Origin of the sequence: Streptomyces sp. NPDC059582 (assembly GCF_042735715.1) — a bacterium.
Lineage (GTDB): Bacteria > Actinomycetota > Actinomycetes > Streptomycetales > Streptomycetaceae > Streptomyces.
Map to the genome: position 1 here is coordinate 76,178 of NZ_JBHWCC010000034.1, position 24,775 is coordinate 100,952.

At 68.4% G+C, this 24,775-nt stretch carries 27 protein-coding genes; 6 read left to right on the top strand and 21 right to left on the bottom strand.

What is annotated here, in order from left to right; genetic code table 11:
- Window positions 1–118: 118 nt before the first annotated feature.
- The gene (locus tag ACFV0T_RS26645; protein ID WP_385784010.1) at window positions 119–967 is read left to right on the top strand and encodes a hypothetical protein; all 849 of its coding nucleotides are present in this window, start codon (window positions 119–121) and stop codon (window positions 965–967) included.
- A gap of 85 nt (window positions 968–1,052) precedes the next feature.
- Window positions 1,053–1,577: a hypothetical protein gene (locus tag ACFV0T_RS26650; protein ID WP_385784012.1), complete on the top strand. Its 525-nt coding sequence runs from the start codon at window positions 1,053–1,055 to the stop codon at window positions 1,575–1,577.
- Here ACFV0T_RS26650 and ACFV0T_RS26655 read toward each other — a convergent pair.
- The 3 genes from ACFV0T_RS26655 to ACFV0T_RS26665 are packed head-to-tail and all read right to left on the bottom strand — an operon-like array spanning window position 1,574 to window position 3,337.
- Window positions 1,574–2,650, bottom strand: coding sequence for a tyrosine-type recombinase/integrase (locus tag ACFV0T_RS26655; RefSeq protein WP_385784014.1), 1,077 nt, complete (start codon window positions 2,648–2,650; stop codon window positions 1,574–1,576). The two genes, ACFV0T_RS26650 and ACFV0T_RS26655, sit on opposite strands and share 4 nt — an antisense overlap.
- Window positions 2,643–2,933 carry a hypothetical protein gene (locus tag ACFV0T_RS26660; protein WP_385784017.1) on the bottom strand — a complete coding sequence of 97 codons (291 nt, stop codon included), beginning with the start codon at window positions 2,931–2,933 and terminating at the stop codon, window positions 2,643–2,645. Before ACFV0T_RS26660 ends, ACFV0T_RS26655 begins: the two co-directional genes overlap by 8 nt.
- On the bottom strand, window positions 2,930–3,337 hold the full coding sequence (locus ACFV0T_RS26665) for a DUF6221 family protein (protein ID WP_385784019.1): 408 nt from the start codon (window positions 3,335–3,337) through the stop codon (window positions 2,930–2,932). Before ACFV0T_RS26665 ends, ACFV0T_RS26660 begins: the two co-directional genes overlap by 4 nt.
- Window positions 3,338–3,443: 106 nt before the next feature.
- Here ACFV0T_RS26665 and ACFV0T_RS26670 point away from each other — a divergent pair, with 106 nt between their 5' ends.
- Window positions 3,444–3,665: a hypothetical protein gene (locus ACFV0T_RS26670; protein WP_385784022.1), complete on the top strand. Its 222-nt coding sequence runs from the start codon at window positions 3,444–3,446 to the stop codon at window positions 3,663–3,665.
- Window positions 3,666–4,186: 521 nt separating this feature from the next.
- On the opposite strand, the gene ACFV0T_RS26675 is transcribed toward ACFV0T_RS26670, so the two are convergent.
- A complete protein-coding gene (locus ACFV0T_RS26675; RefSeq protein ID WP_385784025.1) occupies window positions 4,187–4,357 on the bottom strand; it encodes a hypothetical protein in 171 nt (56 codons plus the stop codon).
- A 188-nt stretch (window positions 4,358–4,545) separates the two neighbouring features.
- Between ACFV0T_RS26675 and ACFV0T_RS26680 the strand changes: the two genes are divergently transcribed.
- From ACFV0T_RS26680 to ACFV0T_RS26690, 3 genes are read left to right on the top strand one after another with little or no spacing between them, the layout of a single operon-like run.
- On the top strand, window positions 4,546–4,962 hold the full coding sequence (locus ACFV0T_RS26680) for a hypothetical protein (RefSeq protein WP_385784027.1): 417 nt from the start codon (window positions 4,546–4,548) through the stop codon (window positions 4,960–4,962).
- An 11-nt stretch (window positions 4,963–4,973) separates the two neighbouring features.
- Entirely contained in the window at window positions 4,974–5,165 is a 192-nt protein-coding gene (locus tag ACFV0T_RS26685; RefSeq protein ID WP_385784030.1) for a hypothetical protein, read from the top strand.
- A 2-nt stretch (window positions 5,166–5,167) separates the two neighbouring features.
- Window positions 5,168–5,353 carry a hypothetical protein gene (locus ACFV0T_RS26690; RefSeq protein WP_385784033.1) on the top strand — a complete coding sequence of 62 codons (186 nt, stop codon included), beginning with the start codon at window positions 5,168–5,170 and terminating at the stop codon, window positions 5,351–5,353.
- 246 nt (window positions 5,354–5,599) lie between these two features.
- On the opposite strand, the gene ACFV0T_RS26695 is transcribed toward ACFV0T_RS26690, so the two are convergent.
- The 17 genes from ACFV0T_RS26695 to ACFV0T_RS26775 form a co-directional block, all read right to left on the bottom strand.
- Window positions 5,600–6,409, bottom strand: coding sequence for a hypothetical protein (locus ACFV0T_RS26695; RefSeq protein ID WP_385784036.1), 810 nt, complete (start codon window positions 6,407–6,409; stop codon window positions 5,600–5,602).
- Between the two features lie 61 nt (window positions 6,410–6,470).
- The gene (locus tag ACFV0T_RS26700; RefSeq protein ID WP_385784039.1) at window positions 6,471–7,745 is read right to left on the bottom strand and encodes a hypothetical protein; all 1,275 of its coding nucleotides are present in this window, start codon (window positions 7,743–7,745) and stop codon (window positions 6,471–6,473) included.
- Between the two features lie 10 nt (window positions 7,746–7,755).
- Complete coding sequence (locus ACFV0T_RS26705) at window positions 7,756–8,418, bottom strand: hypothetical protein (protein ID WP_385784042.1); 663 nt, start codon at window positions 8,416–8,418, stop codon at window positions 7,756–7,758.
- Window positions 8,415–8,762, bottom strand: coding sequence for a hypothetical protein (locus ACFV0T_RS26710; protein WP_385784045.1), 348 nt, complete (start codon window positions 8,760–8,762; stop codon window positions 8,415–8,417). Before ACFV0T_RS26710 ends, ACFV0T_RS26705 begins: the two co-directional genes overlap by 4 nt.
- Before the next feature lie 36 nt (window positions 8,763–8,798).
- Window positions 8,799–9,164: a hypothetical protein gene (locus ACFV0T_RS26715; RefSeq protein ID WP_385784048.1), complete on the bottom strand. Its 366-nt coding sequence runs from the start codon at window positions 9,162–9,164 to the stop codon at window positions 8,799–8,801.
- Between the two features lie 41 nt (window positions 9,165–9,205).
- A complete protein-coding gene (locus ACFV0T_RS26720; RefSeq protein WP_385784050.1) occupies window positions 9,206–10,543 on the bottom strand; it encodes a peptidoglycan-binding protein in 1,338 nt (445 codons plus the stop codon).
- Entirely contained in the window at window positions 10,540–11,232 is a 693-nt protein-coding gene (locus tag ACFV0T_RS26725; protein ID WP_385784053.1) for an HNH endonuclease, read from the bottom strand. The genes ACFV0T_RS26720 and ACFV0T_RS26725 overlap by 4 nt, the downstream gene beginning before the upstream one ends.
- A gap of 115 nt (window positions 11,233–11,347) precedes the next feature.
- On the bottom strand, window positions 11,348–12,178 hold the full coding sequence (locus ACFV0T_RS26730; protein WP_385784056.1) for a hypothetical protein: 831 nt from the start codon (window positions 12,176–12,178) through the stop codon (window positions 11,348–11,350).
- A 153-nt stretch (window positions 12,179–12,331) separates the two neighbouring features.
- Window positions 12,332–14,206 (bottom strand): hypothetical protein, encoded by a 1,875-nt coding sequence (locus tag ACFV0T_RS26735; RefSeq protein ID WP_385784059.1) that lies wholly within the window; start codon window positions 14,204–14,206, stop codon window positions 12,332–12,334.
- A gap of 1 nt (window position 14,207) precedes the next feature.
- A complete protein-coding gene (locus ACFV0T_RS26740; protein ID WP_385784062.1) occupies window positions 14,208–15,305 on the bottom strand; it encodes a hypothetical protein in 1,098 nt (365 codons plus the stop codon).
- Window positions 15,302–16,237, bottom strand: a complete 936-nt coding sequence (locus ACFV0T_RS26745; RefSeq protein WP_385784064.1) for a hypothetical protein — start codon at window positions 16,235–16,237, stop codon at window positions 15,302–15,304. Before ACFV0T_RS26745 ends, ACFV0T_RS26740 begins: the two co-directional genes overlap by 4 nt.
- Window positions 16,238–16,249: 12 nt before the next feature.
- Window positions 16,250–17,149 carry a phage distal tail protein gene (locus ACFV0T_RS26750; protein WP_385784067.1) on the bottom strand — a complete coding sequence of 300 codons (900 nt, stop codon included), beginning with the start codon at window positions 17,147–17,149 and terminating at the stop codon, window positions 16,250–16,252.
- On the bottom strand, window positions 17,142–22,403 hold the full coding sequence (locus ACFV0T_RS26755) for a phage tail tape measure protein (protein WP_385784070.1): 5,262 nt from the start codon (window positions 22,401–22,403) through the stop codon (window positions 17,142–17,144). The genes ACFV0T_RS26750 and ACFV0T_RS26755 overlap by 8 nt, the downstream gene beginning before the upstream one ends.
- A 36-nt stretch (window positions 22,404–22,439) precedes the next feature.
- Entirely contained in the window at window positions 22,440–22,745 is a 306-nt protein-coding gene (locus ACFV0T_RS26760) for a hypothetical protein (RefSeq protein ID WP_385784073.1), read from the bottom strand.
- Window positions 22,746–22,807: 62 nt separating this feature from the next.
- Window positions 22,808–23,359: a hypothetical protein gene (locus ACFV0T_RS26765; protein ID WP_385784075.1), complete on the bottom strand. Its 552-nt coding sequence runs from the start codon at window positions 23,357–23,359 to the stop codon at window positions 22,808–22,810.
- Window positions 23,360–23,461: 102 nt separating this feature from the next.
- A complete protein-coding gene (locus ACFV0T_RS26770) occupies window positions 23,462–24,256 on the bottom strand; it encodes a hypothetical protein (RefSeq protein ID WP_385784077.1) in 795 nt (264 codons plus the stop codon).
- A gap of 138 nt (window positions 24,257–24,394) precedes the next feature.
- Window positions 24,395–24,775: hypothetical protein (locus ACFV0T_RS26775; RefSeq protein ID WP_385784079.1), on the bottom strand; the 381-nt coding region annotated here is incomplete at its 5' end.

Here is a 24,775-nt window from a genome sequence, read left to right on the forward strand (position 1 = left end):
GCGCACCCCGCCCCGCACCCTCCCGCATTGGGCCACCACCACGTCTCCTGGGTGAGCGTTCCCCGAGGTTTCGTAATAGATCTTGCTCTGGGGTGGTGGAACCGGCAATCCTTGCCATATGGACCCGCGTGCACTGCTCGAGGACTGGCTGGCCACCGGCGCACTGCGCCCCTCCACCCAGGCCGCCTACCGCCAGGAAGTCACCTCCTGGCTCACCTGGTGCCACACCGCCGGCGCCGACCCCTACAACATCGGCATCGAACACGTCGCCCGCTGGTCCGAAGACCGCTACCTGCGCCCCTACCTCGGCACCCGCCCCTTCGACGGACCCGAAGCCCTCGCCGCCCTCGCCGACGAACACCCCGACGTCGCCAAATCCCACGACCGCCGCATCACCGCCCTCACCCAGTACTACACAGCCGCCACCGACCGCCGCATCCTCCACGCCGCACCCGACCTCACCATGCTCCGCTCCGGCGTCGACCGCGACGGACAAGCCCCCCGCCGCCTCACCCCCATGGAACGCGCCGTCTTCCTCACCGTCGTCGGCATGTGGGGCAAAGCCCAGGCCCGCCACTACCTCCGCGACCGCCTCATCGCCTACCTCCTCCTCGAAGGCCTGCGCCCCGCCGAAGTCGTCCGCGTCGACATGCGCCACCTCTACGAACAGACCGACTTCAGCTACCAGGTCCGCGCCCCCGACGACTTCGAAAACGTCGGCAAACAGTTCACCCTCGAACCCCTCACCGGCGCCGCCCTCAAGGCCTACCTCAAACAACGCCCCACGCCGGAAGAAGGCGTACACGCACTGATCCTCGGACAGGGCGGCCGGCCCGTGAACACCCGCTACCCCAACCTCCTCATCCGGCAGATCACCGACACCCACCCCCTGCTCGCCCAACGCCAGCCACCCGTCACCGCCGACACCATCGCCCACACCGGCTACTGGGACACCCCCGGCGGCTAGCCGATTTCCACCGACCGCCTGCCCCCGGTAACCTGCCGCCCACGCGCAAGCGGAGCTGGCCGCCCCTTCAGAACCCGAGGTCTCCGTGTCCCGACGCACCACCCGGTACAGCAGCGGCGGCCGAACCACGGCCTCCTCACCCCGCACCACGCCCGTGAAGAAGCCCACCACCAAGCAGATGCAGTCAGTGGACTGCCCGGCCTGCAACGCCCCCACTGGCACACCGTGCACCCTGCAAGGAGGGCACCGGGCCCGCGCCGACGCGTACCAGGCCAGCACCAGCACGAAGCCGCCCGCGCAGCCGGCATCCAAGCCGAACGGCAGGGCTCGGGCCGACCGGGCCTGCGTCATCTGCCGCAAGCCCCTCGGGAAGCAACCCACCGCCAAGGCGAAGTCGGGCAAGACCTGCCACGCTTCCTGCCTGAAGCGAGCACAGCAGGCCGGCAGCGTCCAGCCGTCGGCACCACGCGAGTGGAACACGGCGGCCGCGGAACGGGAGTTCGCCCGGAACAAGGCCCGCGTCGAGGACGGCGTCACCTTCCGGGCCCGGCAGTCCACCGGCTGGCGCCTGGGCGGCTCCCCCTCCACCGCAGGCGAGATCAAACGCTAGTCGTCGTCCGCGCTCGGTAGCCGTTCCGCGATCCGTGCGGCAATCCGGTAGCCGGGGCTGTTGTCCAGGCGTCCGCGGCGCCGGTCGTAACGGCGGGTGGTGCGCGGGTCCATGTGGTCGGCAAAGTCCTGCACGTGGTGCAGCTTGGCGTCCGGGGCGTCCAGGGCGTGGGTGACGGCGTCGTGCTTGAGCACGTGGGGGTGGAACGTGGCCGCGTTCGCGATCCCAGCCTTCGCAGCCAGGCGCCGCACCAGCCTCCACACGTAGGTCGAATCCAACGGGTTGCCGTTGCGGGTCTGGAACAGCGGGCCCTCGGTCCGCCCGTTCAGGTACAGGTCGATGGCGTGCCCGGTCGCCGGCGGCACCACCTTCGGTTTGCGGCGGCCGCCCTTGAGCCGGACGTTGAGGATGCGGTGGCCCTTGTCGTAGCCGAGGTCCTCCACGCGCGCGCCTAGGGCGGAGTCAAGGCGCAAGGCGATGGAGTAGATGGCCATCAGCAGGGCGTAGGAGCGTGGCCCGTCCTCGTAGGCCGCCGTCAGCAGGAGTGCGGACTCCTCTTCGGTGCTGCCCTGGGTCTCGGAGCCGTCCTGGTCCAGCTCGGGCCGGGCGACGAGGTCGAACGGGTCCTGGCCGTCACCGCGGGCGCGCACGCAGTACTTGTAGAAGGAGGAGCAGGCGGACAGGACGTTGGCGCGGGCCGCGTCGGAGCGCGGTGGTCCGGTGGGTGCCTTCTCCCCTCGAGCCCCGCCCTTGACGGGTTGCAGGGTGGGGGCGGCCTCGAGGTGGCGGGAGAACGCTTCGGCTAGGGGGAAGCGCGCCTCGAGCGGGTGGGTGCCGGTCTGCCGGGCGTAGGCGTCCCACACTCGGTACTGGCGGACGTACGTGGTGCGGGTGTTCTTCGTTTTCTGTCGTGCGATCCACGCTCCGGCAAGGCCCGGGTAGGGATCACCGGCCGGGTAGTGCTGGGCAAGTTCGTTGGCGAAGTCGATGGCTTCGGTGGGCCAGTCGTCGGCGGCGCTGCGGGTGCGTGCGGCGAGGTGGGCCGGGCGGGAAGCAGGTACGAGCTCAGACACGGCCGGGCTCCGGGTCCAGCCACCAGCGCAGGTTCTTCGGCTCGGTGTGGGTGAGGTTGCCGTCGGCGAGGGCGAGTTGGCGGCTGTAGCGGGCTACCGCGTCAGCGGCGTGGTTCCGCTCCGCCGGGGTCATCTCTCTTGTGATCGCGTGCCAGTCGCCGTACAGCCACACGGAGTGCCATGCGGCGTCTGCCACGTTGAGGCCTGCCCAGGATGTGGTGCTGCACTGGTGGGAGGCCTTGGCCCCACAGACGCAGATGAGGTTCACCGTGGTCAGGCTCATGGACGCCAGTTCTCCTTGTAGTTCGGGTGCACGGCGTACTCCTGGGCGTGGAGTTTGATGACGTCCATGTAGGCGGAAAGGGCGACTTGGGCGTTGTTGTGGTCCCAGCCCTTCTGCTTGCCTCGTAGGACATGGCTGAGGGCGGCATCGAACTTGTCGAGAGTGGATTCCATGGCGTTGAGGTGTGCGCTGAAGCGTGCGAGGGGAAGGTACGCCATGGTGCTGCCGTTGACGCGTGCGACGAATCCGAGCTGCGGCAGGCTGGTGTCCGTATCTGAGGCGGGTGCTGATTCGAGTGCGGCCCGGTCGTCGGCGATGCGCTTACGAAGGAAGGTGGTGAGGTCGTCTACGGCTGGTGGGCCGGATGCGGCAATGACTCGGACGGTCAGTTCTGGGTCGTCCATCGGTCCTCCGGAGTGCCGTCGGTCCCCCGCTGACGCGTGAGATCCACATAACAGTGATTATGTAGTAGACGAGGCTCCGGGCTTCCCCCGACGCGATACTGGGCCCGTGACCGACACCCCTCAGCGCAAGCCGAACACCACCCGCTCCGCCCCCGTCGGGTCCATCGACCTGCGCGCTTTCGCCGACGACGGCACCGCGCACGAGATCTGGCCGTGCCACCACTGCCTGCCCTGGCACGCCGAAGTCGTCCAGGTTGAAGGGGAGATCCTCGTACGGGAGTGGCACGCCGTCGACTGCCCGGACTTCCAGGAGCTGGTCGACGGATGAGCCGATGCGATTGTCAGGAACGAACGTGTGGTCCTGACAATCGGCAGGCGTCGGATAAGGAGAGGTTATCCGACGCCACATCAGGTGATCCCTTCGCGACGTCCCGTGTCAGGAGGCGCGCTCGGCGAGGATGGCCAGCGCTCGAGGGCAGTCGTGCCGGCCGCGGATGGGCGGGGCGCACAGGTTGCCGTGCTCCGGGCAGACGGTGCAGTCCGGGCACCACTCCTCACCAGGCCGGAACGCCCGGCGGCAACGGCCGCACAGATGGAGCCGCTCAACTTCTCCGGACGAGATCGCCGAACTAACCGCGTCATCCTCGGGTGTGCCGGGTTCGGGGACGATGTACAGCAGCTCGTACTCCAGAACGGCGATCCGTGCTCGGTCTACCTTGGAGTGTCTCCTGAGCACGTCGCCACCTTCCTGATCAGGCGGAACACTCGACTAAGGGAAGATTATCTGGAGCCAGGCGCGCGGGTTGCCCCTGAAACGGCGATGGCCCCGCACCGTGGCGGGGCCATCAATTACGACTCGGTCTGTGGTGGTTCCCATCCGGAGCCGGGCGGGAAGCCGGTCCGCTCCCAGCGCTTGTACTCCTCTGCGGTCCACGGACGGATCTCCACTACCTGCGTGTCGCTCGACTCGCCGATCGTGATGCTTCCGCGCATCTGCCAGGACGGGGATGTCTCCCACACAGCTGCCTCCTCGGGGGCGTGCCGTTACGCATGTGAGCTTATCCAAAACCAAAGCGGGTGATCCCCGTGGACGCACCGCCCCAACTGCCGTGCGGCAAACGTGAGTAGACGAGTGACAGACGTGCGGCGGTGCGCTACCGTCTCCGTTAGAACCACATCCATTCTCGTTAGTCACTACGGGAGCCTGCATGCGCATCACTGTGACCGTGGACGAACCCACACCCGAGTTCCAGACCAAGCTGCTCGCCCTCCTCACCGACCACGCCCAGGACGTCGAGACCGACACCACGTGGACCGAGGAACGCGCCACCCACTACTACCGAATGCTCCCCGCCCGAGCCCGACGCATCGTCAAGGAAGCCGTGCAGCGCGGCGGTATGGTTCCGGCCGACGCCCTCCGCGACAACCCCGACGACAGCCTGCGCGGCCACAGCGCACCACTCAGCCGCATCCTTCAGCGAGGAAAGATGCTCCGCCGCTGGCCCGAGGCGATGACGCAGCCGGTGACCGGCGTAGGCCCCGGCTTCGGAAAGGTCGAGGGCTACGAGATCCAAGCCGACCTGATCGACACCTTCCAGGCCGCCATTTACAACGTAGAGAAGTGAGGACACCGACCATGAACTACAACCAGAATCAGCCGTCCAGCTCCGAGGAATGCGCCTGCGAGGCAGAACGGCTTCTGAACCAGGCCAACCAGACCAACGACGTCGGTGTCATGACCCGGCGTATCGCCGCCGCCGATGTGTGGGCCCGCCTGGCACAAGCCGCAGCTGTACGCGAGACCGCCGCCCGCGCCGACGAAAGGTGAGGATGCCGACAGTGAAGAGATCGGACGTGGCGCTGGGTATCGTCACTGCTGGAGTAGTGCTGATGATCGGCTGCCGAATGATCGTGTGGTGGCCTGGCGTGATGATAGGTGCCGCCATGATTCTCGGCGTACTGGTCCCATCTGCCGCAAAACAAAGTCAGCAGCGGAAGCGCAAACAGAGTGAGTGACTGATCGGCGGCACGGGCAGGTTCTACTTCGCCCGCGTCGCCTCCACCCGGGCTAGGCAGAGGACGCACAGCGGGCATCCGCCCAAGCCGTACCGATGGGTCGGATGGCCACACGCCGAACACGGGCCGACCTGGGCCGGGGCGCAATCGGGGATCGGCGGGGCGGATCTCGGAGCAATGCTGGTCATAGCCGCCATCGTAGAGATCCAGGCAAGAACCGTTTCACCAGCCGCCACCGACATCGCCCTACACGTGGGCTGTGGCCCTCTGCTCGTACAGACGGAACCCGCGTTCGACCATCCGCACCGCAGAGTGCGTGACGTGGAACAGCAGGGAGATGGACCCCGTGATCTGCGCCAGAGCAACGCCGCCGTCCCATTCGAGGATCTCCCGGTCCAGGAACGCCAGTGTGCCGGCGCTGTCACCGTGCGCGAGGGAACTGCACGCGCTCCACACCAGTTCGGCCAGGTCCTCGCCCATGCGTATCTCCGGGCCGGCTTCACGGACGATCCGCTTGTACGAGGGGCGGGCCTTCAGTGCTTTCCGCGCATCCTCAGGGGTGGCCCCGGCCTTGACCAGGAGGTCCTCGATGACAACGAGGCGCTCTTCCTTCGTTTTCACGCTGGGCGACTGGGCCAGCTCCCGCACCCGGTGTCCGTGCTCGACTTCTTTCGCCTGCAAGCTCAGGTGCCGGGTGAGGCGCTCAAGGCGATTCGCTGGCCCCAGCAACCATACCGCACGGGCCGAATTCTCGAAGACACCCCGCACCAGCGAGGCCTGCGCGTGGGTGTGGATGACGGTAGAAGCGTGCGTTTCGCTGCGCTCGGTGAGGACGGAGGACCGCAGGCACTGAAGGTGATCCACGGCCACGGTCAGGGCGTGCCACGCACTGTGGGAAACCTGGTGCGGGTGGCTCCTGGCGTCGTCGCCCGCAAGGGAGCTGCGGGGCTGGCTTTGCCACTGGCCCTTGTTCTCGTGTGTGTACGTGTCAAACCGTCGGGTGCTGTCCAGAAGGGTCAGCAACTGACGGAGATACTGGTCCTCTTCGTCCGTCACGCTGCTGATGGTATGACGTGCGGGCCTGGCTGTCGGGTCCTTTTTCCCTCCCCAGGTTCGGTCACGTCCACGTGCCGGGGCTGCCAGATGCCGAGCACAGGTGCCAGGCGCCTGCCGAGTCCAGGACCACGTCCCCTGCCGTCCAGGCCCCGGTCGTCGGGGCGCCCGGGCTGGCCTTGAAGCCCGCCAGGCGGATGTTGGCCAAGCCGTTCTTCGCTCCGAGTCCGGCGACGCCGGTGGTGGCGTCAATGTCGTGGACGGTGTCGAACGGGTTGGTGCCGAACTGGGTGCGGCCGATCATGTGGGGGCCTGCGGGCTCCCACCGCATCACGTTGCGCTGGGTGCCGGTGAAGTCGGCGTTCGTCCAGGTGGACACGTTGACGTCAAGGCGGGCGACCTCGAGGTCCAGGCCGCCGCCGGTCACCCGGAACCGGTAGCCGCCCGGGTTCTCCGGATCGTTGCGCTGCACGGTCAGGTTGGCACCCGACAGGTTCACGGTGCCGGTGAAGGTGGCGCCACTCTTGTCGGCCTTGCCGGTGACCGCGGTCTCCAGGCCGGTGGCCCGGTTCTCGAGACCGAAGGTGCCGCCCACGCGGGTCTGGAGGTCGGTGACGTAGGTGTTCAGCGTGTTGCCGTCGGCGGCCAGATAGGCGCCGATGCTGGCCGGGGTGACCGGGTCGGTGCCGCCGGTGGCGTGCGTGCCCGCGTGCGCGGTCGGCGTACGGGCGTTCGTCGTCGTCGGGTCGGTGGAGCGCAGGGCCACCGCGGCCCCGGCGCCGGCCGCTCCGAGGGCAGGCTGCGGTCCGGTGTCGCCCGTGTCGCCCTTCGGGCCCTGCGGTCCCTGCGCCCCTTGGGGGCCGGTCTCCCCTGGCTCACCTTGCGGGCCGGGCGCACCGTCGGCTCCTGCCGGTCCGGGATCGCCCTGCGGGCCAGCAGGCCCTTCAGCACCAGCGGCTCCGGACGGGCCGGGGAGGTAGACGACGGTGCCCTGCCCGGTCTGCGTGTCGGACAGGTCGGCCCGGATGTCTCCCACCCAGTGGCTGCCGCTGGCGGGCACCACGACGTACGTGACGATCGGCGTGCCGTCCCGGGAGCGCCCCTCCTGGATAGCCCACAGGGTGTCCCCCGCATCGGAGGCGATCTGCTCGTTCGGGGTGAGGGTGACCGTCCACTGCCCCGTGTCGGCCGGGGAGATGGGGACCGGGCGTACGAGCTCGCCGGGCTCACTGGCCACGTAGCCGACGGCCGGCGCGCCGGTCACGTCGACCAGCGTCGCCTTCATCTCCACCCGCTGCCCGGCCGTGTAGCCGATCAGCTTCCCGGTCACCGTGGTCATCTGACGTCTCCTAGCTGAGGTCGAGAAGGAGCGGCAGCAGCCCTGAAGAGGTGGGGCTCTGGCTCGGGTCGGGCTGGCTGGTCGGAGAGGGATCAGGGCTGGCGGTGCTGGTGGGGGTGCACCGGTAGCGGGGCTTGTCCGGGTCGAAGTCGTCTTCGGGCACGCATCGGTAGGTGTTGCCGTCCTGGTCGGTGTACGTCCACGACGACGGCGGGGATCCGTTCTGCCCGTCCGTGCCGTCCTTGCCCGACGTCCCGTCGGAGCCGTTGCTGCCGGCCGGGCCCGTCGGTCCTGCCGGGCCGGGCACGGTGGAATCGGAGCCCGCCGGGCCCGCGGGCCCTGACGGTCCGGGGCTGGGGATGATGGTCGGTGCGGCCTTTCCGGGCGCACCGGAGGGCCCGGGCGGGCCGCTGGGCCCCGGGGAGCCGACGCCGGACACGCCGGTCTTCCCCCGGGATCCGGGCGGACCGGCCACCGGTGTCCCGCCCAGCCCTTCCACCTGCGCGGCAAGCTGGTCACGGGCCTGATTGGCGCGTGCCAGATCACGTGAGAGGACCAGGAACGTGCTGACCACGGCGGCCAGCGCCGCACTGGCCATCAGGATCGCCACGGCGGTCGTCAGGTTGCCGCGGCGACGGCGCTTGAGCGCGTCCAACCGGCTTATGGGCCTCATCCTTTGTCTCCTACCAACATCAGGACCAGCGGCAGGACGAGACCGAGCAGCGGAATGAACACTGACGCGACCATGAACCGGCGGGTCTGGGTGATCCGGCTGACGTCTTGTGCGCGTTGGTCCTGAAGGGCCGCCATGTCCCGCTCCTGTCTGGCGGCCAGCTGCTCCACGACTTTGGTGAGGTCGGAGATGTCCTTGGACATCGCCGCCTTTTCCACGGTGTACACGTCCGCCAGGACCAGTCGGTCAAGGCGGGCGCTGATTTGTGCCAGGTCGTCGCGGACATCGCCCCGTAGGGCCTGGATGAGCCGTCCCAGCTCTCCCAGAGACGGCTCATCGATCACGGTGTGCTCCGAGGTGGGGGGTTAAGAGCAGGCCGGTCAGGCGGCGAGCCGCAGGCCGTCCTTGGTGACCGGGGCGGTGACCCGGTCGCGGACCAGCCAGAACTGCCCGACGATCGTGAGGGCTGCCATGACGGCGGCCTGCTTGTCGCCGGACCAGTCGAGACCGAGGTTCATGCCGAGGGCGAGCGCGGCCTGGGCCAGGCCGACGAACGCGGCGAAGGCGGCCTCGTCGTGGACCATGTAGGCGACGGCGAATCCGACCAGGGCTGCGGCGACACCGTTGATGAGGGTCTGGGTGTCCTGGCTGACGTCGACGACGAACGCGGCGACGAACTGCACGGTGACGGCGACGGCTCCGAGGATGACGGAGGGCTCACGGCCGAAGATCTTTACGGGGGACACGGTGGTCTCCTTCTGCGGGATGGGATGAGGTGGGGGGTGGTTCAGACCTTGGGGACCTTGAGGGCGGCCCACGTCTTCGGGCCGGGAATGCCGTCCGCATCGCCCTTCAGGTCGGCCCGGGACAGCTGGAACGCGCGGACGTTGGCCTTGTCGGCATTCGTCCAGTTCGGGCCCGGGCCGTTCTTGTAGTGCTGGCCAAAGCCGAGCGCGACCAGGCGGCGTCCGAGCGCGGTGATGATCGGCGAGTGGCGGCCGCCGTGGAAGAACTCGTCTCCCGGGAACGGCTCGTAGATCGGGGCGGCAGGCTTGGCCGTCGGCAGCTTCAGCTTCTGCCCGATCGACAGGTCGTCCGGGTCCTTCAGGCCGTTGAGGGACACCAGCTTGGCGACCGTCGTTCCGTGCGCCTTCGCAATGGACGACAGGGTGTCGCCCTGCTTCACGGTGTACGTGTCCGTGCCGGATCCGGTGGTGCCGCCCGTGTCCGTGGCGGTCGGCTTGCCGGGAACGATCGTGGTGTCGATGGCGCCGGGGTCCCAGTGATCGTTGCCGGGGATCTGGGCGTGCGCGTAGTGGCCGCCCTTGCCCTGCCAGGTTGCCCGGTTGCGGGCCCCCTTGGCGGCGGCCGCCGCGGTCGCGGGCGGCTTCCCGGCCGGCCACACGTCCGGGATGCCGTGAGCGCGCATCGCGGCTATCAGCTTGCGGTAGTTCGGCTTGCTGGCCGGGTCGAAGTCCTTCGTCCACGGCGAGGCCGCCTTGCCGAGGACCTCCACCTGGATGCACACGCGGCCCTCGCGGTTGGTGCGGCGGCTGCCGTCGTTCTTCAGCGCGCGACCGGACTGGGTGAGGGGTCCGAACTGGGCGATCTTGTCGGCGACGGGGTCGTAGATGACCTGCGGTTCGGCTCCGACCCTGATCAGGTAGGCGGCGACGGAGGTGAGGTAGGAGGCGCCCGCCGGGGATTCGGTGGTGTGCCACACACTGCGGGATGGGTTGCCGGGGTAGTCCATGGCGCCGCCGATGACCTGGTCACCGAAGCGGGTGACGTCGGCCAGGTAGGCGGGCCCAGCCGTGGCCGTACGCGGCAGTTCCTTCCCGTCCGTCGTGGTCTTCGGGGCGGGGTCAGGCTCGTACACCCGGTACTCGGTGGCACCCACGGGCACGTAGACGTCCAGGTCGCCGTCGTCGCGGGCGACACAGAACGCGCCGTCGATGTGCGGGTGCTCGAGGACCTCCCGTGGCGCGGCGTCCAGGGCGGCGATGGCGCGCACTTCGTCGACGTGGGCCTGGTCGACGGTGCCGAGGTAGGTGGTCGTGATGGCTACCGGGCTGTCGGGGTCCGGGGATTCGGGGTGGTCGATGGCGACGTGAAACTCGGTCATGCTGCCAGACCTGCCTTATCAAGTCGGTAGAGCAGAAAGTTCAACACGTCCTTCGTCTGCTTGCTTGAATTGCAGGACGTGCAGATTGGGGCCAGGTTCTGAGGGCATCCAGAACCGCCTCGAGTCACAGCCACAATGTGGTCTATTGCCGAACTTGGACCACCGCAGTAGACACATGGATCATTCTTAATGATGTCCGTGTATTCCTGCGCAGGCCCCAGAGTCTTCCAGGACTCCTGGGTTGGTCGGTTGACCGCTCTCCACGCTCGACCATAAGCTCGAAGGGATTCCTTGTTGGCATCGTAGTAGCGACGCCAAGCGTCATAATTGAAGGGGCGCTTCCGTTCCCTCTCGCGGTGGCAATGCTTGCACCCCACCAACTTCCCTTTTACGACTCTGGCGGACGTCTCGGGATCGTGGTTGCACGACCAACTCTCTCCGAATTTGCGCCGCGGCTGTGCGCCTTCCTTCCGGTTCCTGGCCAGTTGCCTGTCCCTATGGCAGGTGGCGCAGTCGTAGCGTCCCGGACGCAGGTTGTCTGCTTTTCGATGCCCCTGAGGACAAAACTCGGCAGATCCTCGGCGTCTCTCCGGAACCCCGAGTTCCCGTCGACGCTTCGACTTCCAATCCTTCTGGTACTGACGCTTTTCGGGGCGCTTGGCGTCTTCCAGGGCGCACTTCTTGCACATTGCCGAAAAGCTAGGAGAACCGTCCGCGAAGGTGCCCTTCCGGTGAAACGCACTTTCATCGCTCTTCGGATGTCCGCAACGACAGCATTGGGTGGACCGTCGAGACGCCACGTTTTCATTCCCCCCTACTGGTATCCAGACGAGGCTGGACCAGGTCTATGTCTCTCCTAAGGGAATTGTAGAGGGAAAGGCTAATTCTGAACGATCCGCTATCCCCCCACCTGAAACCCCAGCTATTTTGCAGACGGAGGATGGTGCGGGCGTAGTCGAGGCCTCCGTCACCGGTGAGGGCCACCTGCTCGAGGGCAGTGATGCAGACTTCGTGGCCGCCAGCGACCGGGGAGGACTCCCAGTCGGGGATGTCGTCCAGGAGGGCGGACGGCCCGACCGGCTCGAACCACGCCTCACGCCACGGCAAGCCCATGAGGACCGGGCCGGTCTGAAGCAGGACGCAGAGTTCCTCCGCGGTGGTGGCGTGCCCGTACTGGTCGATCAGGCCGCGGGCGCGCAGGGCCTTGGCGACACCCAGTCCGGAGGATCCGCAGTCGTCGGACGGCCAGGCCTGGTCGTTCCACTGGTCGCGGTGCGTGGCGTCGGAGTACAGGCTGATCGCCCAGCGTTCGGCGGCGACCGCGTCGGTGACATCCAGACCGGCGGCGGCCGCGGACGCGTTGTCGTGGAGAACGGAGACCAGCACCGTGGCCGCGTTCGCCGTGCAGGAGCCGAGGGCGTCGACGTCGCCGACACCCTCGAACAGAGAGCCGGTGCGGATGCCCTGCGAGATCAGGTCCTGCTGGTTGAGGACCGGCACCTTGGGAGACCACTCGGCAGGCTTGATGGGCTCGCCGGTGTAGCGGCGCCGGTAGGCCAGGCTGCGCGGGTCCAGCACGAGATGCCGGCCCAATGAGCCGGTCACCTGGTACTGCTTGATCTCGAGGTCGGGCATTCGCCCGTGCTCCTGCACTCCCCGCGCCCAGAGCTGGTGGTGTGGCGGACCACTGTGGTGTGGCCGTCCCTCGGGGGCTGGAGCAGGACGGTGGAGGGTCACCGTGTCGATCTCAGGCTAGAGCCTTGTGGGGCTGGTGTTCCCCTGGCCGGGTCAGGCTTCGCGGTACCAGCCTTCGATGGTGACGCGTGCCCCGGTAAGGAGGTTGGCGCCGTTGAGGACGTTGTCGCGGTTGGTTGTGCCGTCGTTGCTGACGCTGATGCGGTCGATGACGGCTCCGGTGCCGGTTTCGAGGGCGACGGCGTGGCCGTTCATGACGGCGCCGCTGGTGGTCGTGGACTGGGCGTGGCAGGGGATGGTCTGCCGGCCGCCGGTGCGGTAGATGTTGCTGGGTGCGGTGACCGTGATGGTTCCTGTGCCGGTGCCGGCAGCGTTCATGACGAACTCCGCCTGGAAAAAGACGAGCTTGCCGAGCTTGAAGTAGAAGCCGGTGCGGGAGGTGAAGGTGCCGGTTCCTTGGCCTGCGACGGTCGGGGTGTAGGTCTGCCACGTGGTGTCGGTGACGTTGACCGTGGTCCCGTTGAGGCTTCCGGCGGCTGTGGTGTTGCCGTCCTTGTCGACGAGGAATTTGTCCGCGCCGCGGAACAGCCTGAGCATGTTCCCGGTGTGCGCGGCGTCCGCTTCGACGTAGCAGGCGCTGAACGTGGAGGCGGGAGCGGTGACGGAGAAGCGTCCGGCGCCGACCGCGGCCAGGTTCGCGGACACGGTGAAGCCCGTGTTCAGCGGGGTGTTGTCGTCGTTCTGGAAGCCCAGGTTCGCGATGGTGTCGCTGAGGAAGAGCCGTCCGCCGATCTTCGGGAAAGGGCTGACCTGGTTGTAGCGCTCGATGACGGCGGCGTCCCGCTGCAGGACGGAGCGCCACCGCATGGCCGTGTAGCTGCCCACGGTATAAGAGCCGCTGAGCATTTCGAGGTTGGCGTCCCCGGTGACGGGTTCAACAAGGTCGATGACTGCTGCGTTGGTGCCGGCGGCGTTGTACAGCTTCATGCTCGGATAAGTCGCGTTGGGGTCCAGCCAGATGACGGCGCCGCTGGATCCCTTGACGAGCAGTCCCCGCGCGGACAGTTCGTTGATGGCGGTGCCGGCCGCGTTGTACACCAGGATCTTGTTCTGGGCCAACTCGTTCAGGGAGATGCGTTCGCCGCTGGTGGCGGTCTGGATGAGGCCGCCAGTGACGGTCGTACCGCTGATGGTGCCGCCGGTGATGGTGGTACCGGAGATGGTGCTGGCGGTGATGGCGCCGGTGAAGACGGCCGATCCGTCGGCGGCATCGAAGCGGATGACGAGGGTGCCGCTGCCGTTGTAGACGCGCAGCCCGTCCTCGTTGAGCTCCACCCGGGCTCCGGCCGGGTCGCCGGCTACGAGGCGGGTGGCGATCTCCAGGATCGCTTCGAGTTTGTCGGCGGTGACGGCTCCGGCATGGATGGCGGCCGCGGTGACGGACCCGGCGGTCAGGTCCGGGCCGTCGACCTTCAGAGGTGTCGCCATGACCTGGGAGGAGGGTCCGCTTGCGGCGGCGGACGTGTTCACGGCGGTCAGGACGACGAAGTGCGCCAGATAGGGCAGGGGGGTGACGGGGAGCATGCCGCCGTCGCCGGCGCGGGTGATGGTGCCGACGAACGTGGCCGCGGAGGGGGTGAAGCCGCTGCTGGTGGAGATGTGCACGGCGACGTGGTCGAAGTCGGCGGGGAGGGGGCTGCCGTCGGCGAGCTGTCCGTTCCAGGCGATGCGCAGGCCGCCCAGGGACGGGGTGACGGCGGGTGCGGAGGGTGCGCCGGGGGCGGGGCCGTCGACGGCGATGAGGCCGATGGTGCCGTCAGCTTGCATGCCGATGTGGCCGCGGACGGTCCCGGCTTCGTCTTTGACGATGATGGCGTTGTTGTCGAGGGAGGCGTGGCGCAGGCGGGCCGCGCGCTCGACTTCTTCGAGCTTGGAGCGCAGCTGTACCAGTTCGCGGCCGATGTCCATGTCAGACGCCTCCGTACTGGAACATCCAGGATGGCTTGAGGGTGATGACGGCCTGGGGTCCGCCGGTGGCGGTCGGCTTGATGGTCCAGCCGGTGATGCGGCACCAGCCGGTGTAGGAGGTCCAGGCGTTGTGGATGCGGGTGTAGACGTCGTCTCCGACCTGCCAGGACCCGAACGGGGCGGCAGGGGTGTCGCGGATGACGACCTGCTCGATGCTGCCGAGGGACTGCCGCCAGGCGCGCTCGTACTCGACACGCTGCTTGAGGATGTCGTTGCCGTTGACCTGCGGGTAGTCGACGGCGGCCTCGAGGCGGAGGCGGCCGTTGCGGACGGCGGAGATCTGCCGGAGTTTGGCGCTTCCGTCGCCGGTGCCGGTACCGATGACGACCTGCGCGTAGTCGTCCCCGGCCAGAGCCTCTTCGGGCTCTTCGACGATGTTGACGCCGCTGGAGAACTCAATGTCCTGGCGGCGCGCACCGAGCCGGGGCCAGCCCAGCCGGATCCGTTTCACCACCCCGGTCTTGGCGGCGTTCCATTCGGTGCTGCACGTGTACTCGGGGGTCGCGCTGTCCGAGACGAGTTCGTCGACCTGGTCACCCAGAGACTTCGTGTCGTACCAGTAGGAGTGGTAGACGTCGTCGGGTGTCCCGATCGTGGACGTGGACGTGGTGGAGTCGACGACCACCCCCAGGTTCCCGTCGGCGATGCTCTGCGCGTACGTCCAGATGTTGCGGATGACCTGGCAGCGGTCGGCGTACGTGTAGGGGCCGCGGCCGCCGTGCTCGCCGTCCAGGTCGAACCGTTTCATCAGGTACGACGACCACGACGCGGCTTCGATCTGGTAGTCGTTTCCCTGGACGCGGACGTCCCAGACCAGGCCGCCCCACTGGATCTGCCCGGCCGCTTCGACGTAGATGAAGGTCGTGCCGGGGTCGACCAGGGACGTGCTGAAGGCTGCCAGGCGCGGCGACAGCGTCCCGGACAGGGTCCCGGGCCCGGACAGTTCGGGCCCGAACTCCAGCTCGGTGACGGGCAGCGCGGTCGACAGCCACGCCCCCGTGAGGGCGTTCTGCGTGAGGACTCGGTAGGGGGAGGTCACCGCGGCGCCTCGATGAACTCCACGTCGTAGCGGAACGTGGCGGAGCCGTCGACCTGGACGGTGCCGGTGTTGCCGGACGCTCCGGCAGCCTGCGGGCGCAGGAGCTGGCTAGTGCCCCGGTAGGCATCCGGGATCGTCAGGGTGTCGGAGACGAACATGGTGGCCCGGCGGACGGCGGTCTGGTTGTCGTCGAGGGTGACCGCCTGGAGGCTGAGGGAGGCACCGAACGTGGCGCGCAGCAGACCGAAGAACGCGGCCACGCTGTACCTGATCTGCGCAACATCAATGGTGATGATGGCTTTGGATGCCCAGGCGGGCACGGGAACGTTCCAGCCGGCTTCGGTGGAGAAGTAGCTGTAGCTGCTGTTGTTGTTGTTGATCGCGGTGGACAGGCTGGCCGGTGAGTGGATGAACTGGGAGCGGTCCCGGCGCGGGTTCGCGATCTGCCGCAGGTCCACGATCATCGCGTTCGTGATCGTGGACGTGGAGGCGGGGATGTCGATCCGGGCCAGCGGGATCCCGGTACGCCCGTCAGGGATCGCGGTCGCGGACGATGACACGTTGGAAATGATCTGGAAATAGGCCACGTTGCCGGTGGCCGGATTGACGACGCCCTCGTACTGGGGGTCCTCCACGCGCAGGATCAGCATGTCGGATCGGCCGGACCCGCCGGTGGAGGCGATATCGACGTCGAAAGCGCCGGTGTTGCAGGCTGAGTAGTGGCCCTGGAAGGCACTCACGCGGCCCTTGATGACGGCGGAGCCGTCTCCGACGGTGACGCCGGCGCCAGGCGTGGAGCGCTGGGTGACCTTCAGGTCGGTGCCGCGGGTGATGCCTTCCGCATCGCGGGCGAGGTCGCGGACCAGCAGCCGAAACTGGTCGGCTCCGTGGGTGGCCCCGTTGATGAGGATGGGCCGAGGGAACAGGGCCATGCCGGCTCTCCTTCAGAGGGCTACGTAGGCGTCGCGCCAGGTCAGGCGCAGGCGGGCGGTGTTGGTGTTGTCGAAGCTGGTCCAGCGCATTTCGGACTGGCCGGGCGGGATGGTGAACAGGTCGATGCGGGAGGCCGGGGAGAGGTAGCCGGAGGCGTTGCCGCCGTTGTCCCAGGTGACGGTGCGGTAGCCGGGCCGGGTGTCGAGCTCCACCCACTGCCCGGCGGTGAGGGTGAGGGAGGGCAGGGCCAGGACACGGCCGGACGCGACGTGGGTGATGGTGACGTTCGTGCACGGTCCGGTGATGCGGATGATCGGCCAGGCGTCGGTGTCCCCGTTGTTGGTGACCCAGCCGGGCCGGTCTGCGGCGACGGTGCCGTCCTGCACGTAGATCGGTGCGGTGACGGGGGCGGCGAATCCTCCGCCGGTCAGCCAGCCGAGCGGGAGTTCGGTGGTGGATTCCTCATCCGCGTACCAGGTCGGGTCGTGGGCGAGGAACTCCATGTCGAACGGCAGGTAGCCGTGGATGACGCGGTCGTCTTCCGGGTCCAGGAGTTGGGTGCGTACCGTCAGCCGCTTCACGGTCCGGCCGGGCCGCTTGACCCGCAGGCTCAGGCCCTGGCCGCCGAGCAGGCGCACGCTGGCGGCGTCCGTGACCGCCTGGATCTCTGCGAGCTTGTCGTGGCAGGCATCGGCATCCCCGGGGACCTTCACCGCGGCTTCGATGGTGATTTTCCGGGCGGACCAGTAGTCGGGGCCCGCGAACTGGCCGTCCATGGACGGCTGGTCGACGCTGCTGTCCCGGATCGGCGGCCGCCCGAGCAGACCTTGCGTCTTGATGACGTTCACCGGGGTGCCGCGGCCGATGAGGACGCCGCCCAGGTCGTACTGGTAGTCGGTCAGGTCAGGCACGGGATGCCACCCCTCCCCGCTTGGCGCGGCGGTAGCTACGGCCGACGTGGGAGCCGATGTCGGAGGCGCTGGCCCCGGTGCGGAGCGTGGGCACGTTGACGGTCATGGTGTCGCCGCCCTGGACGATGACGACGGGCCGGCTACTGGAGGCGTCGGTGAGGCCGACGCCGAACCGGCGGGCGACGTCGGCGAGGACCGGCATGGCGTGCCCGCGCTTGGACGGTGCGAGCGGCAGGAAGGCCTCTCCGCCGGTCTCCGGCTCCGCGAAGCGCACGATGCCGGACTGAGTGGCGTACATGCCGGCGCGGATGCCGCCGTTGGCGTAGGACAGGTGTGCGTTCGCCCGGGCCAGGTCCGCGATGAACTTCGAGGACCGGGACCCGAGGGAGCTGCTGATCTGCGACTTCGCCTTGTTGGCGACGGCGATGATCTCGTCTTCGCCAAGGCATGTCTTACCGGCCACGTCGTGGATGCCAACCTTGTTGGTGCTGATCGCGGCAATGATCTGCACGAGTTCGGTGACCTGGTCCGCGGTGAGCGCACCGTTTGCGGTCTTGGCCTGGCTGTTGGCCTTGGACGCCTTCGACTTGTCCTTCACGGCGGCCGCCGCGAGCTGCTGGGCGGCTTCGTCGTTCTGCGTGGCCAGCTGGGAGGCCAGGTCCCCGAAGCCCTGCGCGGCCAGGGTGGCGAGGTTGTTGCTGAAGGTCTTGTTCAGGCTGTTGGCGGTGGTGAGCTGCCGGGTGTAGTCGGTCAGAGAAGCCTTGGCCGTCTTCTGGAGGTTGCGGAGGGCCGCCGACATGTCGTTGATGTACTTCGTGGATCCGGTGGCCATCTTGTGGGCGAGCTTGACGCCGTCCTCGCCCATCGCGGCGAGCGCTTCCGCGACGTCGCCGCCGACCCGGTCGGCAACCTTCTCGAGGTCCTTGTTCCAGGCGGTGGTCGCCTTCGAAGCCGACTTGATCTTCTTCTCTACGGCGCCCAAGTCGAAGTAGTCGACTTCCTTGGTGGTGGTCTTCCCCTTCGACTTGACCTTGACTTTCTTGGTCTTGTGGCCCGCGGACCCGGCATCGGACGCGGAGTACAGGGAGCCGGTGGAGGGGTCGTAGCGCCAGTCGGTGACGGAGCCGTCCGCGTTCCACTGGACGCTGTCCGGGTCCCCGCCCAAGCGCCGGATGGTCTCCTCAGCGATGCGACGGGACCGGGGACGCTTGGTGGGGCTGAGCGGGATGTACGCCTCGCCGCCGGTCTCGTCTTCCGCCCAGATCCGCCACGCGCCGGCGGGGGCGATCTCCGCCAGGTGGTTCTCGGATCCGTTGGCGAAGTAGCGGGGACGCTGACCGCGGCCACCGCCGTTGAGTCCGCCGTCGGCGTAGGTGACGATGCCGCCGTCGGCCTTGGTGATGTCGTGGACGGACCGGTAGGTCTTGCTGTTGGTGATGATCGTGTTGGTGACGACGGTGCTGGCGGTCTGCCCGTCCAGCCGGCGCAGGGCTGCCGCCACGGCGTTGATGCTGCCGATGGCTTTGCCGTTCGCGGTGTAGACCTCGGTCCGCCCGTCAGGAAGCTGCCTGGTCTTCAGGCCTACGGCCTCGAGGGCTGCGATGGCGGTGGAGTTGAGGGTGCTGACCGTGACGGACGTGGCTTTCGGGGTCTTCTTGACCTGCTCCTGGACCTCGTGCAGGCCCGACGTGGCCTTGATGATTTCAACGTCGACCATGACGGTCATGCCGTCCGGCACCTTCGACATCTGCTCGATCAGCAGGTCCAACTGTTCCCGGGCGCCCTTCGTCGGGGCAGTGACCTTGTATTCGCGGGTGCCGGGAATCAGCTCGATCTGATAGCCGAGGTCCTCGAGCTGCTTCTTCGCGCCGTCGCTGAGCGCATCAACCGTGACCGTCTTCTCGTTGGGGAACTGCTTGAATTCGGCCTGCACGGCCAGCAGCTCGGACAGGGTGGAGTCGACACCCTCGGTGGACAGCAGGATCGACACCTGGCCGGGGATCAGACCGAGGGAGTCGGCGACCGCCTCGGCCTGCGTTTCGGTGAGGCCGTAGCTGCCTAGGAGGTCGATGGCCGCCTTGCGGGACTTCTTCATCTCCCCCTGCGCGGCCTTCAGCGACTCCGGGAGGCTCTTTCCCTGGGAGTCGGCGAGGTCGTAGGCGGCGACCGCGGCGGAGCTGCTGCTGTCGGCGATCGTGTTGAGGGTGTTGAAGAGACCCTGGCCGTTCTTGGTGGTCGTGTTCAGAGTGCCGTTGGCGTTGAGAAGAGCCTTGCCCCAGCCGTCCGCCTTGTCGACACCGTCGGCCAAGGCCTCGTTGGCGTCGGTGATGGCCGCGTTGACGCGGGCCTGCGCAGCCTGGAGGGAAACGCTGCCGCCGGACAGCAGGTCCAGGGCCTCACGCAGTGCCCGGGTGCGGGAGTCGGCGTCGCCGGTCTTGTCGGCGAGCGCCCCTACGGCGTCCTTGAGGCGGCCGTACGCGGACACTCCGTCGCCGGTGCCGTTGATGCCCTCGTTGTAGGACTTGGCGTCCGCGGCGGCCTTCTTGAAGTCACCGGACAGCCCGTTCAGGCCCTGGCGGAGGTCGTCGGCGGCCTGGCCCTGCTTGTTCAGGGCTTCTCCGCCGACACCCGACTCCGGGTCCAGGACCCAGTGTTTGTTCGCGTCGGCGACGCCCTCGAGCTCCGTTTGCAGCTTGCTGAGGCTGGTGCCCTGGTTGGTGTAGGCGTCGACCAGTTCCGACATCGGGATTTTCGCCTTGCGGGCCAGGTCGACGAGGCGCTGCTGACCGTCCAGCGTTGTCTTGACCTTGGTCTGCATCAGGGTCTCGGTGGCGATGGCGCGCACCGATTCATCGACGACGCCGTTGGACTCGCGCAGGGCAGTCGACAGGCTGCTGATTTGCTGCTGGTGTTCGGCTGCTGCGGCCGCTGCCTTCTGCTGCTTGCTGGCGAGGAAGCCTAGGCCGACGGTCGCGGCGGTGATGGCCAGGCCCCACGGTCCGCCAAGGGCGCCGACGAGGCCGGAACCGATGCTGCGGCCGGCGGACAGGGAGGCGGCGCCGACACCGCGCAGGGTGCCGGTGAAGCCGGATCCGGCGGTGGACGCGTTGCGGAAGGCCTGCCCCATGCGGCCGATGGCGGGCACCCGGGTCTGGAGGACGGCGACGGCTGCCCCGTACCGGGACAGGGACACTCCGGCGGCGGAGGCGAGGCCGCGCTGAACGGCCATCTGCTGGTTGAGGGACCGGAAGGCGCCGGTCACGTTCCCGCGGACGGTGGTGGCGAGGGCGGCCATGCGGGGCTGGATCCGGCTGGTGAGCATGGCGGCGATGACGAACTGCTGGATCGGTCCGGGCAGTCCGGCGAAGGCGTGTACCAGGCTGCCGATGACGTGCCCGATGGGGACCAGGACGCCGGACAGGGAGCCTGCTGCGGTGGCGGCGTAGTCGAGGGCGGTGACGACAATGTTGATCGTGGAGGCGACGGTGCCGCCCTCGCCTGCCAGGTCGGACAGGCCGTCGACGACGGGTTCGGCAGCGTGGGCGAGGTTTTTGAGGACGTCGATGACGAGCTGGCCCGCGGTGAGGATGAGGTGGAGGCCGGAGGCCAGCGCGTCACTTCCGAGGTCCTTGAACGGCTTGGCCATGTCGGAGGCGGCGTCGGCGATGCCGGAGAACTGTTCGCGGGCCGCGGCCGCGATGTCGGGTCCGAAGAGGGTCGCCGCGTCGTTGAAGTACTGGAAGAAGTCCTTGATCGCGGGGGTGGCCTTGTGGAGGCCGTCGGTGACGCCGCGGACCAGGAACTCGAGGCCGGGCGCCATCCCGTTGTAGATCGTCAGCCCGGTCTGGCGTGCCTGGGTCTTCAGCTGGAGCATCGCACCGGCGAGGCCCTTGCCCTTGGCGGCCGCGATGTCGGAGGCGGCCCCGGTGTCAGACACGGCTTGGATCAGCGCGTCGTAGGAGGCGGTGCCCTGGTGAGCAAGGGCGATAGCACCGGACATGGCCGGTTTGCCGAACGCCTTCTTCACGGCGGCCGCGAAGTCCTGCTGGCTCATGTGGTGCTGGGCTTTGGACAGGCCGTCAATGACATTGCGGAGGCCCTTGAAGTTGCCTTGCGCGTCCCAGGCGTTGATGCCGAGGGCTTCCAGGCCCTGGTTCATCTGCTTGGTGGGCGAGGCCAGGTTGGCGAACATGCCGCGCAGGGTGGTGCCTGCGGTCTGTCCGAGGATGCCGGCCTTGCCGAGCATGCCGACGCCGGCGGCGGCTTCCTGCATGGTGACGCCAAGCCCGTGGGCGACCGGCCCGGCGTACTTCATGGCGTAGTAGATGTCGATGATGTCGCCGGATGCGGCGTTCGCGGTGGCGGCGAGGGTGTCGGCGGCGACACCGGCCTGGTCGGCGCCCATACCGAACTGGTCCATCATGTCGCCCAAGTACTTCGCGCTGTCGGCGGCGTTGACCTGCGCGGCAGAGGCCAGGGTGAGGGCGGCGCCGGATGCGCTGATCGCCTGGTCGGTACGGAAACCGGCCTTGGCGAGCTCCAGCATGGCTTCGGCTGCGTCGGAGGCGGTCGCGCCCGGCAGTTTCAGGTCGTTGCCGAGCTGGTCTGCGGTGGCGGCGGCGCGGTGCATCTGCATCTGCGTGGCGCCGGTCGTCGCCCCGAAGGCGTTCATCGCCTGCTGATATTCGGCACCTTCCTTGATCAGGTCGGCGGCGCCCATGGTGAGCGCACCGCCGGACAGCAGGACGGCCATCGACTTGAGGTGGTCGCGGGCGCGGCTGGTCTCCTGCCCGTAGCGGCGCATCCCGGCCGCTCCGTTGCCGCCGACCCGGCCCAGGCGGGCATCGGCGCGGCGGGCGGCGTCGGCGAGGCGCAGCAGGTCCCGGACAGCGGTGTCGATCTGCCCGGACATGCGGGCGAGCTGCCGGCCGGTGGTGCGGGAGTCGTCTCCGAGAGCGTTGACGTGGCGCTGGGCGCGCTGGGCGGCGTCGCCGTACTGGCCCAGGCGGCGGGTGACGGTGCGGGCGCCGTCCCCGAGGGAGTTCAGGCGTCGGGCGGTGGTGCGGGCGTCACTGCCCAGGGTGCGGATGTGGCGGGCCGCGGTTTGGGACGCCTGCCCGAGCTCACGTACCTCGGTTCTGGCGGTGCGGGCGGCCGTGCCGAGGCTGCGGGCGTGCTTCGCGGACGACTTGAGGGACTGGGCGAGGTCGTTTCCGTGGCCGCGGATGTCGACCGACAGGTTCCAGTTGGCCACCGGCCCCGCCCTCCCTTCCGATCGTGTAGCTGGCTACTAGCTGTTGGTGAGCTGTTCGGCGACCTGCTGCGCGGCATGGATGTGGGCGGGCAGGAGCAGGACCTTCATGCCGTCGCCGGCCCGGCCCTCGGGGATCTCGCGCTGCTTCATCGCGATCTCCTCGCAGCCCAGGCACTTGTGGGAGACGGCCACGTAGGCGTCGACGTAGTCGCCTGCGTCGTCCTCCCACTCCGATTCGCGGGTCCCGCACTGGGGGCACACCCCGCGCTGGTAGGCGTCGTAGGCGAGGGCCTTGGCCCGGTCGAGAGTCGTCCAGGTGCCGTCGCCGGTGCCGCGGAACACGCTGTGGGGGATGCCCCACTGGTGGCACAGGGCGAGTTCGGACCTGAACAGCTCATCGTCGATCAGCCTTTTCCCAGGTCGGCCCGGGTGTTGTCCTGGACGCCCATCGCCGCGTTGAACAGGGCGTTCGCTTCGGCGAGGGACCACAGTTCGAGCAGTTCGCGGGCGTCCTGCTCGGTCATGCCGTCCACCGACGCGGCCGCGATGAGGGCGGCCGGGTAGGTGTCGGCCCACTGCTTGCCCTCGTCGGCCTCCGCCTCGGACGGTGCGTGCTCCTTGATCAGCGCTTCGAAGGCCTTGCGGGGAAGGGCCCGGAACCGCAGCGGGATGGACACCTCGTCGTAGGCGGCCTTCGCCTCGTCGAACGCCTGCGACGCCTTGGCCGCGTCGGCGATGGTGTCGGTGTCATCGGGGTGCGTCTTGAGGTAGTCCTGCACCTGGTCGAAGGCCCGTTTGGCCCGCTGGTAGCGGCTGCGGACGTCCGCGTCGTCACAGATGACGAACGTGGTCTCCGCCAGCGTGCGGTCCCGCAGGCGGGCCATCTTGGCCGCCCAGTGGGCGTCCGCTGCCACGGCGGCCGCCGGCGGTTCGGGCTTGGTCCTGGTGGTGGTCATGGTGGGTGGTGTCCTTCGTCAGGGGGGCGGACCTGGCCGGGCGTACGAGCGCCCTTCCCGGAGCGATTGGCGCCCGGCCAGGAGCTGAGAGGAACGGGTGGGTCAGCCGCCGGGCGTGGTGGTGGTGACCGTGACGGCCGGGCTGGTGCCGCCCGTGAAGGACCCGGCAGCGGTCATCTGCGGAACGTTCGTGCCGTCGTAGGCGCCGCCGAACGTGACGGTCACGGCGGTCCCGGGCAGGGGTCCGCCGGCGCAGACGACGTCGCCGGGGGCGATGTTCGACAGGGCTTCCAGCGCGGACTGCACCGCAGACGCGGCAGCGTTGTAGGCGATGGCCGCGGTGGTCTGACTGTTGAAGGTCAGCGTGAACGTGCCGCCGGTGGGCGTGCCGGTGATGGTGACGGTCTGGACTTCGTCCGGGCCGGCGGCCGGGACCGCAGCGCCCTGAAGCGGCCGGCTCGTGATGGAGCAGGTCGCCATGAACTTGGCGGCCTCGTTGTCCGCGGTGTACTGCGGCGACTGCGACGCGACACGGATCGGGAAGACGTCCATGCTGTTGTTGCCGGGGACGTCGCCCTTGCGGAGGATCACGACGTAGCCGGTGGTGCCCTTGGCGAACGTCTCCTCGAGGTCGGCGTCGACCTCGTCCTCGTAGAACGTGAAGGAGCTGGAGTCGGCCTTGTCGCTGCCGGGGATGGTGGAGTCGTACGTGTCCGCCATGTCCGGCGTGTCGATCTCCTGGTTGGTGACGGTCCAGCCGTCCATCGCGGAGATCTTCTCGGAGAACTCCGTACCGGCGGTCAGCTCGGCACGGGTCGGGATCATCGTGGTGGCGGCGATCGTCGGCACGAAGAAGAACTTCGACGTACCGCGCCGCATGTACTTGCGTACCGGCATTCGTGGGCCCCTTGGTCCCGGGGCCATCACGGTCGCTGGGACCCGGCCCCTTACACGGTGGTGTATGGGTGGCGGCCACCTGCGTGGTGGCGTCCGCGTGGGGTCCCGCCGCGGTGCGGTCGTACGTCCTGACCTGCGTCAGGGAGAGGTCACGCAGAACGTGAATCTCTGTGCACTGCTCATGATTGCATCGGTTGGGTCAGGTGTTTCCCCCGCTTCCCCCGCAGCCCGCCGTCCGGTGACCCGGGCGCCGGGGACGGCCATCTCGTGAAGCCACCTGCGGGTCACCGGATCACGGCCCAGGACAGCGCGGCGGGCCTTGTCGTCCAGCCACTGAAGCTGGTCCTGGGTGCCGAAACTCTTGGGGTCGCTGGGGTCCGGCCCGGACACCGAGGTGATCTGAAGGGTGATGTCGGCGTCCTCGTTGAGGTCGGAGAACGGGGCGCCGTCCGTGGTGCGGGTGATGAAGTAGACGATGTAGTAGTGCGACGGGTCGGCCATGTTGTCCGGGCGGCGGCC

Bases quoted from the DNA above. Each gene is read 5' to 3' on its own strand.
- ACFV0T_RS26690 (WP_385784033.1), top strand. From the start codon at position 5,168: ATGCCGACAGTGAAGAGATCGGACGTGGCGCTGGGTATCGTCACTGCT.
- ACFV0T_RS26720 (WP_385784050.1), bottom strand. From the start codon at position 10,543: ATGACCGAGTTTCACGTCGCCATCGACCACCCCGAATCCCCGGACCCC.
- ACFV0T_RS26730 (WP_385784056.1), bottom strand. From the start codon at position 12,178: ATGCCCGACCTCGAGATCAAGCAGTACCAGGTGACCGGCTCATTGGGC.
- ACFV0T_RS26685 (WP_385784030.1), top strand. From the start codon at position 4,974: ATGAACTACAACCAGAATCAGCCGTCCAGCTCCGAGGAATGCGCCTGC.
- ACFV0T_RS26745 (WP_385784064.1), bottom strand. From the start codon at position 16,237: ATGGCCCTGTTCCCTCGGCCCATCCTCATCAACGGGGCCACCCACGGA.
- ACFV0T_RS26645 (WP_385784010.1), top strand. From the start codon at position 119: ATGGACCCGCGTGCACTGCTCGAGGACTGGCTGGCCACCGGCGCACTG.
- ACFV0T_RS26725 (WP_385784053.1), bottom strand. From the start codon at position 11,232: ATGTGCAAGAAGTGCGCCCTGGAAGACGCCAAGCGCCCCGAAAAGCGT.
- ACFV0T_RS26700 (WP_385784039.1), bottom strand. From the start codon at position 7,745: ATGACCACGGTGACCGGGAAGCTGATCGGCTACACGGCCGGGCAGCGG.
- ACFV0T_RS26665 (WP_385784019.1), bottom strand. From the start codon at position 3,337: ATGGACGACCCAGAACTGACCGTCCGAGTCATTGCCGCATCCGGCCCA.
- ACFV0T_RS26705 (WP_385784042.1), bottom strand. From the start codon at position 8,418: ATGAGGCCCATAAGCCGGTTGGACGCGCTCAAGCGCCGTCGCCGCGGC.
- ACFV0T_RS26680 (WP_385784027.1), top strand. From the start codon at position 4,546: ATGCGCATCACTGTGACCGTGGACGAACCCACACCCGAGTTCCAGACC.
- ACFV0T_RS26735 (WP_385784059.1), bottom strand. From the start codon at position 14,206: ATGGACATCGGCCGCGAACTGGTACAGCTGCGCTCCAAGCTCGAAGAA.
- ACFV0T_RS26770 (WP_385784077.1), bottom strand. From the start codon at position 24,256: ATGCCGGTACGCAAGTACATGCGGCGCGGTACGTCGAAGTTCTTCTTC.
- ACFV0T_RS26660 (WP_385784017.1), bottom strand. From the start codon at position 2,933: ATGAGCCTGACCACGGTGAACCTCATCTGCGTCTGTGGGGCCAAGGCC.
- ACFV0T_RS26765 (WP_385784075.1), bottom strand. From the start codon at position 23,359: ATGACCACCACCAGGACCAAGCCCGAACCGCCGGCGGCCGCCGTGGCA.